15 protein-coding genes are annotated in these 13,786 nt (G+C 40.7%); 12 read left to right on the top strand and 3 right to left on the bottom strand.

The genetic code is table 11. The features are described 5' to 3' along the window. The first annotated feature begins 73 nt into the window (after positions 1-73). Both NSS75_RS21700 and rocF read left to right on the top strand, forming a co-directional pair. Positions 74-1,477: an amino acid permease gene (locus NSS75_RS21700; protein WP_101859655.1), complete on the top strand. Its 1,404-nt coding sequence runs from the start codon at positions 74-76 to the stop codon at positions 1,475-1,477. A 73-nt stretch (positions 1,478-1,550) separates the two neighbouring features. After that, positions 1,551-2,441 (top strand): arginase, encoded by an 891-nt coding sequence (gene rocF, locus NSS75_RS21695; RefSeq protein WP_024123509.1) that lies wholly within the window; start codon positions 1,551-1,553, stop codon positions 2,439-2,441. 40 nt (positions 2,442-2,481) lie between these two features. On the opposite strand, the gene NSS75_RS21690 is transcribed toward rocF, so the two are convergent. After that, positions 2,482-2,598, bottom strand: coding sequence for a Phr family secreted Rap phosphatase inhibitor (locus NSS75_RS21690; RefSeq protein ID WP_010332587.1), 117 nt, complete (start codon positions 2,596-2,598; stop codon positions 2,482-2,484). Then, positions 2,599-3,696 (bottom strand): Rap family tetratricopeptide repeat protein, encoded by a 1,098-nt coding sequence (locus NSS75_RS21685; RefSeq protein ID WP_339235133.1) that lies wholly within the window; start codon positions 3,694-3,696, stop codon positions 2,599-2,601. Positions 3,697-3,805: 109 nt separating this feature from the next. Between NSS75_RS21685 and NSS75_RS21680 the strand changes: the two genes are divergently transcribed. The 6 genes from NSS75_RS21680 to fdhA all read left to right on the top strand — a co-directional run bounded on the left by NSS75_RS21680 (position 3,806) and on the right by fdhA (position 8,259). After that, positions 3,806-4,276 carry a GNAT family N-acetyltransferase gene (locus NSS75_RS21680; RefSeq protein ID WP_339235131.1) on the top strand — a complete coding sequence of 157 codons (471 nt, stop codon included), beginning with the start codon at positions 3,806-3,808 and terminating at the stop codon, positions 4,274-4,276. Positions 4,277-4,425: 149 nt separating this feature from the next. Further along, positions 4,426-5,163: a YiiX/YebB-like N1pC/P60 family cysteine hydrolase gene (locus tag NSS75_RS21675; protein ID WP_188323412.1), complete on the top strand. Its 738-nt coding sequence runs from the start codon at positions 4,426-4,428 to the stop codon at positions 5,161-5,163. A gap of 10 nt (positions 5,164-5,173) precedes the next feature. Continuing rightward, positions 5,174-6,337: a hypothetical protein gene (locus NSS75_RS21670; RefSeq protein ID WP_339235128.1), complete on the top strand. Its 1,164-nt coding sequence runs from the start codon at positions 5,174-5,176 to the stop codon at positions 6,335-6,337. Between the two features lie 18 nt (positions 6,338-6,355). Beyond that, the gene (locus NSS75_RS21665) at positions 6,356-6,604 is read left to right on the top strand and encodes a DUF2651 family protein (RefSeq protein WP_326331362.1); all 249 of its coding nucleotides are present in this window, start codon (positions 6,356-6,358) and stop codon (positions 6,602-6,604) included. Positions 6,605-6,799: 195 nt separating this feature from the next. Further along, positions 6,800-6,970, top strand: coding sequence for a hypothetical protein (locus NSS75_RS21660; protein WP_024123503.1), 171 nt, complete (start codon positions 6,800-6,802; stop codon positions 6,968-6,970). Between the two features lie 62 nt (positions 6,971-7,032). Beyond that, positions 7,033-8,259, top strand: coding sequence for a formaldehyde dehydrogenase, glutathione-independent (gene fdhA / locus NSS75_RS21655; protein WP_198098253.1), 1,227 nt, complete (start codon positions 7,033-7,035; stop codon positions 8,257-8,259). 32 nt (positions 8,260-8,291) lie between these two features. Here the strand turns inward: fdhA and NSS75_RS21650 are convergent, their stop codons facing one another. Further along, positions 8,292-8,705, bottom strand: a complete 414-nt coding sequence (locus tag NSS75_RS21650) for a hypothetical protein (protein ID WP_198098252.1) — start codon at positions 8,703-8,705, stop codon at positions 8,292-8,294. 184 nt (positions 8,706-8,889) lie between these two features. On the opposite strand from NSS75_RS21650, the gene NSS75_RS21645 reads away from it, so the two are divergent. From NSS75_RS21645 to NSS75_RS21630, 4 genes are all read left to right on the top strand, one after another. Continuing rightward, the gene (locus tag NSS75_RS21645) at positions 8,890-9,060 is read left to right on the top strand and encodes a CxxH/CxxC protein (protein WP_003236479.1); all 171 of its coding nucleotides are present in this window, start codon (positions 8,890-8,892) and stop codon (positions 9,058-9,060) included. Between the two features lie 80 nt (positions 9,061-9,140). Further along, positions 9,141-9,620, top strand: a complete 480-nt coding sequence (rlmH, locus tag NSS75_RS21640; protein WP_003226975.1) for a 23S rRNA (pseudouridine(1915)-N(3))-methyltransferase RlmH — start codon at positions 9,141-9,143, stop codon at positions 9,618-9,620. A gap of 234 nt (positions 9,621-9,854) precedes the next feature. After that, positions 9,855-10,760, top strand: coding sequence for a DUF1837 domain-containing protein (locus NSS75_RS21635; protein ID WP_339235123.1), 906 nt, complete (start codon positions 9,855-9,857; stop codon positions 10,758-10,760). Next, positions 10,757-13,315, top strand: coding sequence for a DEAD/DEAH box helicase (locus NSS75_RS21630; protein WP_339235120.1), 2,559 nt, complete (start codon positions 10,757-10,759; stop codon positions 13,313-13,315). The genes NSS75_RS21635 and NSS75_RS21630 overlap by 4 nt, the downstream gene beginning before the upstream one ends. Positions 13,316-13,786: the final 471 nt, after the last annotated feature.

Below are 13,786 nucleotides of genomic sequence, written 5' to 3'. Positions count from 1 at the left end.
CAGCAAACTGGGATACGCACCATGTAGATGTTCCAGCTTAGATCCAATACAAGTTGCTGAAGGGGTGCAGAATGTGAATACGAACCAAGATAACGGAAATCAGCTCCAGCGGACAATGAAATCTCGCCACTTGTTTATGATTTCATTGGGCGGAGTGATCGGAACCGGTTTCTTCCTGGGAACCGGGTTTACCATTAACCAAGCGGGACCGCTCGGCGCGGTTCTGTCTTATTTAGTGGGCGGCTTTATCATGTTTTTGACCATGCTCTGCTTAGGGGAGCTTGCGGTCGCCTTTCCTGTATCAGGGTCCTTCCAGACCTATGCGACAAAATTTATCAGCCCGGCCTTCGGGTTTGCATTCGGCTGGCTGTACTGGCTCGGCTGGGCAGTTACATGCGCAATAGAATTTTTGTCAGCGGGGCAGCTGATGCTCCGCTGGTTTCCGCACGTTGATGTCTGGATTTGGTGTCTGGTCTTTGCGGCCCTAATGTTTATCTTAAATGCAATAACCGCGAAAGCCTTTGCAGAATCTGAATTTTGGTTTTCGGGCATTAAAATATTGATTATCCTTTTATTTATTATTCTCGGCGGAGCCGCTATGTTCGGCTTCATTGACCTAAAAGGCGGAGAGCAAGCGCCGTTTCTGACGCATTTTTATGAAGATGGGTTATTCCCGAACGGCATAAAGGCAATATTGATAACGATGATTACCGTGAACTTCGCATTCCAGGGAACTGAGCTGATCGGGGTTGCAGCGGGAGAAAGTGAAAACCCTGAAAAAACGATTCCGCGGTCCATCAAACAGACAGTATGGAGAACACTTGTCTTCTTTGTTCTTTCAATCATTGTCATTGCCGGCATGATTCCGTGGAAACAGGCGGGTGTTGTGGAAAGTCCGTTTGTTGCCGTATTTGAGCAAATCGGAATTCCATATGCCGCTGATATCATGAACTTTGTTATTTTAATTGCGCTGCTATCCGTTGCAAACTCAGGTTTATACGCATCGACTCGTATCCTGTACGCGATGGCGAATGAAGGACAGGCCTTCAAAGCGCTCGGCAAAACAAATAAAAGAGGCGTGCCGCTGAACGCGTTAATTGTAACGATGGCTGTGGCCTGCCTGTCGCTTCTGTCAAAAGTAGCGGCGGCCGAAACCGTGTATATGGTGCTTCTATCCTTGGCGGGCATGAGCGCACAGGTCGGCTGGATCGCGATCTCGCTTTCCCAAATCAGATTCAGACGAAAATATATCCGTGAAGGCGGCAAGACGGAAGATTTGAAATTTAAAACACCGCTATATCCGGTGCTTCCGCTGATCGGCCTGACGTTAAATACAGTTGTTCTCATCAGTCTCGCGTTTGATCCGGAGCAGCGTATCGCGCTGTATTGCGGAGTACCGTTTATGGTCATTTGCTACATCATTTATCATGTCGTCATTAAAAAACGCAAGCAGGCAAATCGTCAGCTAGAGCTTTAAAAACGTTGTCCGCAAGTCATCTTTGTTATAACCCGCATAGGACATTATCTTATATGTTGAGGTGGAATCACAGATGGATAAAACGATTTCGGTTATTGGAATGCCAATGGATTTAGGACAAGCACGACGCGGAGTGGACATGGGACCAAGTGCCATCCGGTATGCCCATTTGATTGAGAGGCTGTCAGAAATGGGTTATACGGTTGAAGATCTCGGTGACATTCCGATCAGCCGTGAAAAGATCAAAAACGATGAAGAACTGAAAAACCTAAATTCCGTACTGGCAGGAAACGAAAAGCTCGCTCAAAAGGTGAACACCGTGATTGAAGAGAAAAAATTCCCGCTTGTCTTGGGCGGCGATCACAGTATCGCGATCGGCACGCTCGCAGGTACAGCGAAGCATTACGATAAGCTCGGCGTCATCTGGTATGACGCACACGGTGACCTGAATACGCTTGAAACATCACCTTCAGGCAATATTCACGGCATGCCGCTGGCCGTCAGCCTTGGCATCGGACACGAGTCACTGGTGAACCTTGAAGGATATGCGCCTAAAATCAAACCGGAAAATGTTGTCATTATCGGCGCCCGGTCACTTGATGAAGGAGAGCGCCAGTATATTAAGGAAAGCGGCATGAAGGTGTACACCATGCACGAAATCGACCGCCTCGGCATGACAAAGGTGATCGAAGAAACCCTCGATTATTTATCAGACTGCGACGGCGTCCATCTCAGCCTTGATCTGGACGGACTTGATCCAAACGACGCACCGGGTGTCGGAACCCCTGTCGTCGGCGGCATCAGCTACCGCGAAAGCCACCTGGCTATGGAAATGCTGTATGACGCAGGTATCATTACCTCAGCTGAATTTGTTGAGGTCAACCCGATTCTTGATCACGAAAACAAGACTGGTCAAACAGCAGTAGAGCTCGTAGAATCCCTGCTAGGGAAGAAATTGCTGTAGACATGTGAAAACCCCCGCATCCCAGCGGGGGTTTTCTTTATTATCCAATCATTTTCTCAGCGACTTTCATCTCTTGTGAGTGTGATTGATGATCTGCAATAAACCAGCCGGATAAAATCACTGCTGCAACGCCTGCGCCAATTAGAAATTTTTTCATTTACATAACCTCCGTTTGTTTAATGAGTTCCTCAATCTGTATCGCTTCATAAAAAAAGTGGGCAGCTTCTTTATAAAGCTCATTTTCCCTATACCGTTCGCCAGCCAAAATGGAAAGTTCTCTTACACTGTCGTATTCTCTCTCCGACATCAACACATCCATATGTTCTTTGCATAAGTGAAACGTTTCCGCATGACCTCCTTCTGCGTAAATGGCATATAACATATCAATTTTCGCCTCACATATTTTATTCGGCTCAGTATTTAATTTTTCCTTCAATTTTTGGTAATAAGCTAGGGCCTGTTCTTTCTTTTCAATCTTAAACAGCTCTCGTATCAGCAAGTAAACAGAATGATAGTAATAGGCAGATCGGGCGTACTCTTCGTTCTGTAAAGCCTCTTCTAATTTTGAGATGGCCTTGTCTGATTTACCGCTTTGGGCATGGAGAAGTCCAAAGTTATGTAAAAGCTGGGCCTCAAAAAAATGATCCTCTAATTCTCTCGTCATGCGAATGGCTTCATCCAAATAAGTTTCCGCCTCTTCAAACTGGTTCATCTCGGTAAAATTGCCTGACATCGTAATTAATGCGGAGGCGAGTTTCTTTTTGTAATCCGTTTCTTCTCTGAACGTTTTGACCGCTTGCCGTGTATGGTTGAGAGACACCATATTTTGTCCCAGCTTATAATAGAGCTTGCCGACCTTCAGATGAAATTCGGCTTTTTCGATCGGATCGGGGATGTTGCTGAGATACTGCTCCGCTTCTTTATAGAGCCCGATGGCAATTTCGTAATGATTTTTATAGGCTTCATACATGCCTTCAAACAGAAAAAAGTAATATTTCAGCATGTCTGACGTAGCATTCATATGAGGAGACTCCTCATGCTCAAAGCCCAGCCCTCTCGCTTCATGAAGCAATACTTTATGGCGCAATTCTAATAAGGAGAAGTAGGCAAGCACCTCCTGATCCTCTTCCATATCATCCAATAAAGGCTTCACTTCTTCAAAGATATGGGCGGACTCTTCAACTTCATGTTTCTTGATCGCAAGGTACCAATCGTTGAGCATGTTAGCGATTTCTGCGGGTGCAATCTTATTCATTTGAAACTCCCTTCTCTATTCATTTATCAATCTATTTGCTTATCTTGATAGTAACACCTCTTTCTATTTTATGTAAAATCCTCTAGTCAATAAATAAAGGAGAAGCTATATGACCATCACGCTAACCCCCATGCAGATCGAAGAATTTCGATCCTATCTGACATACACGACAAAGCATTATGCAAGAGAAAAGGTAAAGGCAGGATCGTGGCTCCCTGATGAGGCCATGCTTTTGTCCAAACAGACTTTTTCTGATTTGCTGCCGAATGGGCTGCACACGCATCATCACCATTTGTGGAGTATCATCCTGAACGGAAAGGAAACGGCTGGCTGGCTTTGGATTCACGCAGAACCGGAACACCCGCAGCAGGAAGCGTTTATTTACGATTTCGGGCTGTATGAATCATATCGGGGAAAAGGTTTCGCGAAGCAAGCCTTGAACGCACTGGATGAGATGGCGAGAAACATGGGCATTCGAAAGCTGTCTCTCCACGTATTCGCTCACAATGAGACAGCAAGGCGGCTGTATGAGCAAACTGGATTTCAGGAGACTGATGTGATCATGAGTAAGAAGCTCTAGGTCTGGGGAAGGCCTTTTTTTGTGAGACAACCTTCCTGTAAATGATTTCTAAAAATTCTGTAAATCACCTAGCTACCTTCCACATTTCCCTAATATAATGTTGATAAAGGAAATCATCTTTCCTAACACACATGAAAAGAGGAGATGTTATGAGTATTAAGGGAAAAATGTTTATTATTTTGGTAGCGCTTACAATTAGCGGCGGCCTGTTTATTTCTCCCGTCAAAGCTGTAAAGGCCACGAACTATGCTGAAGAAATTGCAGCGCTTCAGCCAGGCACGACCTCAGAAGAAATCACAAAATCCGCCAGCCAGATTGCCAAACAGCAGCGCGTAAAGACCGATGTCATTCTCAAACAGTTTTACAATGAAATCACCGCCGATAAAGCAGAAGGAGACCGGCTCGCCAAGGAAAGCGGCATGTCCATGATGGGCGGCTCATCCGGTACGAAAAAACTTCCCACAAGCTCGAAAGGAAACATCTACTACACCAACTCCTACACAGCCTACTACAACCATGGCCACGTCGGCATGTACTCCGCCGCTGACAAAATTGTTGAATCTGTTCCAAGCGACGGCGTCAGACAAATTGCTTATAATGCCAGAGACGTGGAAGACAACTCCATCGTACAGACAGTCAATGTCACCTCATCTAAAAAAACATCAGCTGCCGACTGGGCGGTATCAAGAGTCGGCGACCCATACTCATTTAACTTCGTCAATAACAGAAATACCGGCCATGACGGCGCAAAAAACTGTTCGAAGCTCCTATGGTCTGCATTTTTACTGAAAGCCGGCATTGATATCGACAGCAATAAAGGGTTAGGCGTTTACCCGCGCGACATCACAAGTTCTTCCTATACGACAACCGTCATGACGATCCATTAAGGAGGCGGATATGAAAAGTTGGATGATCACCATCGCCTTGCTGATGCTCGCAGGAATCGCATTATTTGTCTTCGTTTCTCCTCTAAAAAGCCATAAAGCCGTGAGTCAGCAGGATCTCCGAGACCCTGATTTTCTGAACGACAAAGAAGTCCTGCTGTATTTCTCAACCTCAGCGGATCAAGATGCATTCGGCGGCGGGAAAAGCTATGCCCTGTTTATCAGCCAAGACGGTTCGCTGTCGTCATTTAAGATGAAGGGCCTTGAGCTGGGCTCAGCCAAGGTTCACGGCGACAGTGTGATGCTGGAGGACAAAAACACGATTTTCACGATCAAAGACGGCCTGAGCTCCCATAAAAGAGCCTATCAGCACACTGGAGACAGCGCAGGCTTTCTGCAAAATACGGATGGTTTTTACACCCTCTACAATTCCGGCTACGACAAAAAGGGAGACGGGTACCGCTCAGAGCTGTACCGCCAGATGAACGGAGAGTGGAAAAAAGACGTCATTCCTTACTACATCCGAGCCTCCGGTTTTCACGGTGGCGCCATTTACGCACTTGTCCCGACAGACGACGAGAAAGGCTATCAGCTCCTTCAAATTCAGGCCGATCAAAAGAAGCTTACCTATCACGCCATCACGGAATGGCAGTATCGGGAAGGAGCCTCAATAGAGTCTCAGCTTGCTGCGGACGATCAAGCTGTATATGTGATGGTTCGGGGGCAAAAAGCCAGCAATCTCTATCAAATGGTGAAAATCAATAAGAAAAACGGCAAGGTGGAGCTTTACGATATCGCCGAATACAAAAACGACGAACAAACAATATACAGCTCCATGCCCTTCAGCTTCAAAAACAGCTTTTTCTCTTATGATAGGCACCTGTACTTCATTGACGGCTTCGGAAAGGTGTACAAAATCGATGCAAAGACAGGAAAAAGCCGGATTGCCTTCGCCCTTTCCCCAGAAAAAATGAAGGCCGATTTCAAAGAAATCACACAAAAAGGCAGCAGCCTCTTTTTCTTCACATACATCTACAACCAGCCTGCATACATTGAACAATACAGCTTGAAAACCGGAAAGAAAGTGAAGGAAAAAGAGATCGGGAAGGTAAAGGAGATCGTGGCGCCGAAAAGTCATTTGAAGCTGTATGATTTTGAGGTGATGAAGGATTTTTAAGGTGAAGGGGGTTCCGACTTGGGAGCCGTTATACTGCTCATCGTTTTTGTTTTTCCGATGATGTCAGGCGTAATTGGTGCAGCGGGTTATTTCATATGGAAGAAAGTTTGGATTGGTCCGCTCATCGTGCTTATTGCGAGTTTGATATTGTTGTTTACGTTAGCCTCTGGTAACAGTTCATTCATGTTTTGGGTTGTGCTTTATACTGCAATTGCGTTAGCAGCCAGTGTTGTCACATTATTTCTCAGGAAATTATTATTCAACTGACCGCTGTTTATGAAGAGACTTGTGAAGTCTCTTTTTTCTGTTGCGCAATTTGATACATATCAATGATAGAACGTTGTCCAGCCTCCATCTAAACGAGGTTCAAAACTATAAAGCTCGAATGGCCTTTTCAAGCAAACAGGTGTTAATTACTGTAAAATGGATATATAAAATGGATGCAGATAAAGGAGGAAGCATATGCGCACCAAACGGGTCATTCTTCTGGCAGTTATCATCGGCATCATCTCGGCGGTTGTTGTGTTCCTGTTGAATGGAGGAAAATTGGACTGGTTTGACCTCATCGGAACCATTATCGGCTGCTTTCTTGGCATATTTGTTGTTGTAAGAATACAGAAAAAGCAGGCGTGAAAAAGGGAAAGGGTCATGCCGAACCGAAGTCATGTTCAAGGACGCAAAGTCCAAACACATGAATGGGAGGAATGGCGTTGACAGGAAACAAAGCGGTTGTTTACAAAGGCAAAGGAAACGTGGCGGTGGAGGATATCGGCTATCCGGAGTTAATCTTGAGGGACGGGCCCGGCGTTCCGAAGGCGAATGTGAATCGGAAATGTGAGCACGGGGTGATTTTGAAGGTAATTACCACAAACATTTGCGGAAGCGACCAGCACATGGTCAGAGGCCGCACGACGGCCCCTGACGGCTTGGTGCTCGGGCATGAAATTACGGGAGAAGTCATTGAAACGGGTCGGGACGTTGAATTTATCAAAAAAGGCGACATCGTATCCGTTCCCTTCAACATTGCCTGCGGACGCTGTGTGATGTGCAAAACGCAGAAAACGCATGTGTGCCTGAATGTCAATCCGGACCGGCCGGGATCGGCTTACGGTTACGTCGATATGGGCGGCTGGGTCGGCGGCCAGTCTGAATACGTCATGGTGCCGTACGCTGATTTTCAGCTGTTGGTCTTCCCGGATAAAGAAAAGGCGTTGGAGAAAATTCTTGATTTAACCATGCTGTCCGACATTTTTCCGACCGGTTTCCACGGGGCGTACACAGCGGGTGTGCAAACGGGATCGACTGTCTATATCGCAGGAGCGGGACCTGTCGGCTTAGCCGCCGCGCACTCCGCCCAGCTCCTTGGCGCTTCCACAGTGATTGTAGGCGATTTGAATGAAGACAGACTGGCACAGGCCAGAAGCTTTGGCTGCGAAACGGTCAACGTACAAAAACACGACCGCCTCGGCGAACAAATTGAACAAATACTAGGGGAACCAACCGTGGATGCCGCAGTGGACTGTGTCGGCTTTGAAGCGTCCGGACACGGCAGCCAAGGAGAAGCGCCAGCAGCCGTACTGAACTCGATCATGGACGTCACCCAGGTTGGCGGAAGTCTCGGCATTCCAGGCTTATATGTGACCGAAGACCCGGGCGCAAGCGACGCAGAGGCCAAAAAAGGCTCATTAAAAATCCGATTCGGCCTAGGCTGGGCAAAAGCCCATACCTTCGTCACCGGACAAACACCGGCCATGAAGTATAACCGCAATCTCATGAAAGCGATCCTGAGCGGCAGAGCGCAAATCGCAAAAGCCGTCAACGCCACTGTCATTTCTCTGGACGACGCGCCAAAAGGCTACAGCGACTTTGACAAAGGAGCGGCGAAGAAATTTGTGATTGATCCGCATGGAGCATTGAAATAAAAAAAAGCCGGCGGTTCAATCGAACGCCGGCTTTATTGCTGATAATCGGTTTCTTCAAAGCGATCTCCTGATTCGTCTTGGACGATTAAATCCCCTTCGATTTTGTCCAGTCCAATCAGAATATAAGGGTTTTTCTCATTTTCCTCGGGAGCCGGCTTTCGTTTCACAGTTACAATCGTTTCTTTAGGCGAGTATTTGACGTCTGACACCTCAAGCTTCTTATCCTTCTCGCTGCTTCCGAGAGACACCACGACCATTTTTTTGCCTTCTGATATGGTGAAGACTTGGTATCCTTTCACATCATCATGTGTTTGAAGGTAATTTGCGTATAATTCTAGCTCGGAACTGCCTTCACCGATCCGCGCCTTCTCTAACACCCAATAAGACGGCTGACACCCAGCAAGCAACAACATGATCACAAAAAGCCAAACCCATCTGAAGCGCATATGCAGACCTCCCCAAACATCGGTTACATCCAAACTAACATACGAGCGAAATAGAGTCATCAACAGCTTGTTTGTCGATTTGTGGATAAAACTCAGCCCGAAGCACTACTAACATGTGAATAAATAGGTTATATTGGGAAGAGAATATTTGCGAAAATGCAAGAAACCATCGGAGGATTTGAACATGAAACAAACGTATTATTCCTGTGAAGAACACATCGAAACCGTGCTGGATATGTACATAGATGACCACGAGCTGCCGCCCGAAATCAGAAAAATCGAACATACTAACAGTTTATCCACAGCCTGTGAATTATGTGGAGACCCCGCAGTATATATAGTGGGGAACGAATGATCTTACACAAAATACAGAAAAGATATCCACAATTGTGGACAACGTATATGAATAACTTGTTTCTAAAGTGGGGATGACCTGTGAATATCAATATTGTGACTATCGGAAAACTAAAAGAAAAATACCTCAAGCAAGGCATTGAAGAATACACCAAACGACTTTCGGCCTACGCAAAAATCGACATCATCGAACTCCCGGACGAAAAAGCGCCGGAAAACCTAAGCGACCAGGACATGAAAATCATAAAAGACAAAGAAGGCGACCGCATCCTATCAAAAATCAGCCCCGACGCCCACGTCATCGCCCTCGCCATCGAAGGAAAAATGAAAACATCCGAGGAGCTAGCCGATACAATAGATAAGCTGGCTACTTATGGAAAAAGCAAAGTCACCTTCGTCATCGGCGGATCACTCGGATTGAGTGATGCAGTGATGAAGCGAGCGGATGAAAAGCTGTCGTTCTCAAAAATGACGTTTCCTCATCAGTTGATGCGGCTTATTTTAGTGGAGCAGATTTATCGGGCTTTTCGGATTAATCGTGGGGAGCCTTATCATAAGTAGATAATTTATGATAAAAATATAATATAAAGGTACATTAACCAGCTTCGTCTTAAGATAGTTTTTTAACATGAAGCTGGTTATCAAAAAGTATAATTAATGTTCCATTCTAGTATATGTTGTTAACAAAGAATTGGTTTCATATGGACTGTAAACAAAATGAAATTTGAGTTGTAAAGAGCTCGTATAAAAAGTAGACATTACTAAAAAAATTATTTATGTAAGGAGAAAAAAATTATGGAATTAAGCTTAGGATCAAATGATTTTCTAAAAGTTTTTAAGCTCCTAGATACCCATGATTTTAGCAATACCGGAAGTAAAGTGAACTTATTTTTATGTCCCATAAACGCCAATAAATTCGATTACAATAGGATCATTGATGAATTAATAGAACCTTTAGCAGATTTTGCTATATCAAGAAAAGTAAAAAAAACATATTCTAATAGACCTATGACTCTTTCTAAAGTAGCTCGTGAGAAGTTTGTTGAGTATAAAAAAAATACAGGCGAACTAGGAGAGTTTTTATTATATTGCTTTTTAGAAGGCCATTTAAAAGCTCCAAAAATTCTTTCAAAGCTGGAAATGAAAACTTCAACAAGTATGTATGTAAATGGTTCAGATGGAGTGCATTTTTTGAAAACTCCTGATAATAACTATCAATTAGTATTTGGTGAATCAAAGACTATAAAAGAACTAAATACAGCTATATCGGAAGCCTTTAAATCAATATATCAATTTATTAATGAGATTAATGATAAGGGTAATAAAAAAAGTGGAATTAACTTCGAAAAAAGGCTGATAAGTGATAATTTAGATCATGAAAGCTGGACAAAAGAGGAGCAAGAATTTTTAACAAAGTTAATTTATCCAACTACCGATGAAGAATTTTACGTAGATGACGCCTTTGGTATTTTCGTTGGATTTCAAATAACTCTTACCGACGAATTGAAACAAATGAATAGTTCTAATTATAGAATAACTATTGAAGAAGAAGTTAGATCACAAGTCAACAAAGAATTAAAGCATATTGATACTATAATAAAAAAATATGAATTATATGGATACTCTTTTTATATATATGCCCTACCATTTACTGAACTAGATAGAAATCGAAAAGAAATAATGAAAGGAATAACGACATGAGTTTTCTTAAGGTACTTGCTAGCAAAGCTCTTAAAGATCCCTATTTAGAATCATTAATTTACAAATTAGAAAAAATGTATGGCTATAAGCTTGTTGGGTACTCTGAAAAAGAAAATTTGAATAAAAAAGAGTACACTGACTTATTAAGATTTGCTGATATACTTTGTAGATCAGACGAGACAGAAGCCCGTAATCTTTCTTATAAGATTATCAGTTTATTGTACAGTTTTTATAATGAAGATCAATTTTTTAAAATGCAAGCTGCAACTGTAATGGTTAAACTAGGTAATTTCCCTTCACTTCAACTGGCAATTAATAATGAAAAAATACTCTTGGATGAAGTGAAAATAGAATCCATAATTAAAGAAACTTACCAAAAGGCCCCAAATTCAAAATATATATTCTCAGATCCTCAATATAAGGTTTTTGAAGAATTGAAAGAAAGTAATCACTTTAGTTTTTCTGGGCCTACCTCTTTCGGAAAATCATTTATAATTGAATCGTTTATAGAATATCTTATAAGAGAAAGAAATGCATCAGTTAATATTGTCATTCTTGTACCTACAAGAGCATTAATAAATCAAGTAAAATTTAAACTTATAAAAGAGATATCTGAGCCAAAATACAAAATATTATCTCAACCCACTGTACCTACACTCTATAAAAATAAAGGAAATAAGTATATTTTTGTATTTACTCCTGAAAGGTTAATTTCATATTTATCAAATGACAATCCCGCGATCAATTATATATTTGTAGATGAGGCACAAAAACTGATATCTGAAAATGATTCAAGAGCACCTCTATTTTATCATGCTTTAATGTTGGCTAAAAGGAAAAGTGTAAATCTTTATTTCTCTTCACCTAACATCAGAAATAGCGAAATATTTTTACAGTTATTTGGTAACAGTACAGATGAAACTCTAAGCATTACAGAAAATTCAGTATCACAAAATAGATTCTTTATAGATTGTATAGAAAAAAAAGCATTAATGTTTTCTGAAAATGGTAAGGAAATTGAAATTCCATATAACGCCTATTCTAATGAAGAACATACTAATTTAAGAAATGCTATTAAAATATTAGGAAGAGATGTTCAAAATATAATATATTGTAATACCATTGATGACACTATTAGTTATGCTTTACAATTTGCAAAGAGTTTGAACTTTAAAAATGATCCTCATTTGGATTCATTGATAGAATTGGTGCAAAAAACTATGCATGAAGATTATTATTTAGTCGATTGTCTAAAAAAAGGAATAGCTTTTCATTTTGGAGGGCTACCACAAAGAATAAGAGAAAAGATTGAATTATTATTCCGAGATAAAGTTATAGATAATATTTTTTGCACATCTACTCTATTAGAAGGCGTTAATTTACCGGCAAAGAATATTTTCATTTTAAGCAATGCTATTGGTCTCAAACCATTTTCTGATATAGATTTTTGGAATTTAGCAGGTCGTGCTGGAAGATTAACTAAAGATTTAAGTGGTAATATTATTTGTCTAAGGTTAATTAAGAAAAAAAATAGATGGGATAAACCTAAGGAGAATTTGTTGGTAGTAAAAAATAAAAAAGTAAGCAAGGCTAAATCTATTATAATGACAGATAAAGGAAGGTTTTATACAAATATAGGAAGATCATTAGAGGGAAAACCATTTACTAGAAAAAGTGTATCAGATAGTGAAAAAAAGATGCTTGATTCTTATGGAAATATATTAGCTTATCACAGTTTATCCAAGACGGATTCAATTTTAAGGAGTAAATTTATTAATAATAACAAAGATGGGACTTTAATTCTTAATAATATTGATAATAACAACGCTGTTCCAAAGGAAATTTTAGCACAAAGTATGAATATTAAACTAAAATATCAAAATAATATCTTAGATATAGGGAGTTTTTTGTCAGAAATCCCCGAAGAAGTAAACTACAGAAACTGCCTAGAAATTCTAAATCAACTTTATGACTATTACAATTGGCGATATGAGGAGTCAGGAGGTAGGAAACCTTTAGCTAAAAATAGAAGTATTCTAACATATTATGCTGTTTTAATGAATTCTTGGATCAATTCAAAACCCTTAAATTTAATTATTAGAGATGCAATAAATTATCTAATTCTCAATGAAAAAGAAATATTTATAACAAGTAACTTGTCAGAACCTTTTAATCCTACAAATAGAGTTCATATTAATAAAATTGTAAATAATGTTATTTCGGATATAGAGAATATATTACGCTTTAAAGTGAAAAATTATATGACAAATTATATTATGCTAATCGATTTTATAAATAAGAATGAAGGATTGAAACAAAGTGTTAACTGGTCAGATTTTTTAGAGTATGGAACAAATGATTATATAATAATAGAATTACAAAACTTAGGTTTCCCTAGGCATCTAGCAACATTTCTCAAAAAAAATTATATTGAGTTCTTTAATATAGAAGATAATACTATAACTGATTTTTCTGAAGAAGGATTGAAAAATAATTTTGATAAAGAAAGATATTATGAAGAATATATGGAATTAAAAGAGATACTTGACTGGTAATTTTCTAACAAATATGTTTTATAGAACAATTTAAGGCATTTCTAAGCTTCATTTATTTTCAATCCTTGTTTTAGCTATTGGTCTTAAAAATCTTAACTATTCTTTATAAGACCAAGAATACATTTCTTGGTCTTGCTTTTGGGTTCAGGTGTCGCTCTGTGTCTATTTTTCGTATTCCTCGTTTGTCATTTGCCATTGATCTATCTGATGATATGAGACTTGATGAATGCCTATTGATCTTGTGTAATCCTTTCTATATAGTCAGGCAAATCTTCATCATCTCATTCCGTTCTTCTAATGAAATGTTCTTCCGTTTGGTTATAATATGATTCTTTCTGCTCCTGCTATCTTTTAACGTTTTATAAATCATTATAAAACTCAGCCCATCTGTTCTGAGCAGATTTATTGGAAGTTTGATACTTTATCGTAATTTCTCTTTGGGAATAGCGTACGGATAAGAAGTGCTTGCCA

Origin of the sequence: Bacillus sp. FSL K6-1012 (assembly GCF_037964915.1) — a bacterium.
Classification (GTDB): domain Bacteria; phylum Bacillota; class Bacilli; order Bacillales; family Bacillaceae; genus Bacillus; species Bacillus halotolerans.
This window is presented reverse-complemented; position numbering and strand designations above follow the sequence as displayed.

What these genes read in the sequence shown, in the direction of transcription:
- rocF (WP_024123509.1), top strand. Translation starts at nt 1,551, where the DNA reads ATGGATAAAACGATTTCGGTTATTGGAATGCCAATGGATTTAGGACAA.
- NSS75_RS21690 (WP_010332587.1), bottom strand. Translation starts at nt 2,598, where the DNA reads ATGAAAAAATTTCTAATTGGCGCAGGCGTTGCAGCAGTGATTTTATCC.
- NSS75_RS21685 (WP_339235133.1), bottom strand. Translation starts at nt 3,696, where the DNA reads ATGAATAAGATTGCACCCGCAGAAATCGCTAACATGCTCAACGATTGG.
- NSS75_RS21680 (WP_339235131.1), top strand. Translation starts at nt 3,806, where the DNA reads ATGACCATCACGCTAACCCCCATGCAGATCGAAGAATTTCGATCCTAT.
- NSS75_RS21675 (WP_188323412.1), top strand. Translation starts at nt 4,426, where the DNA reads ATGAGTATTAAGGGAAAAATGTTTATTATTTTGGTAGCGCTTACAATT.
- NSS75_RS21670 (WP_339235128.1), top strand. Translation starts at nt 5,174, where the DNA reads ATGAAAAGTTGGATGATCACCATCGCCTTGCTGATGCTCGCAGGAATC.
- NSS75_RS21660 (WP_024123503.1), top strand. Translation starts at nt 6,800, where the DNA reads ATGCGCACCAAACGGGTCATTCTTCTGGCAGTTATCATCGGCATCATC.
- fdhA (WP_198098253.1), top strand. Translation starts at nt 7,033, where the DNA reads ATGGGAGGAATGGCGTTGACAGGAAACAAAGCGGTTGTTTACAAAGGC.
- NSS75_RS21650 (WP_198098252.1), bottom strand. Translation starts at nt 8,705, where the DNA reads ATGCGCTTCAGATGGGTTTGGCTTTTTGTGATCATGTTGTTGCTTGCT.
- NSS75_RS21645 (WP_003236479.1), top strand. Translation starts at nt 8,890, where the DNA reads ATGAAACAAACGTATTATTCCTGTGAAGAACACATCGAAACCGTGCTG.
- NSS75_RS21635 (WP_339235123.1), top strand. Translation starts at nt 9,855, where the DNA reads ATGGAATTAAGCTTAGGATCAAATGATTTTCTAAAAGTTTTTAAGCTC.
- NSS75_RS21630 (WP_339235120.1), top strand. Translation starts at nt 10,757, where the DNA reads ATGAGTTTTCTTAAGGTACTTGCTAGCAAAGCTCTTAAAGATCCCTAT.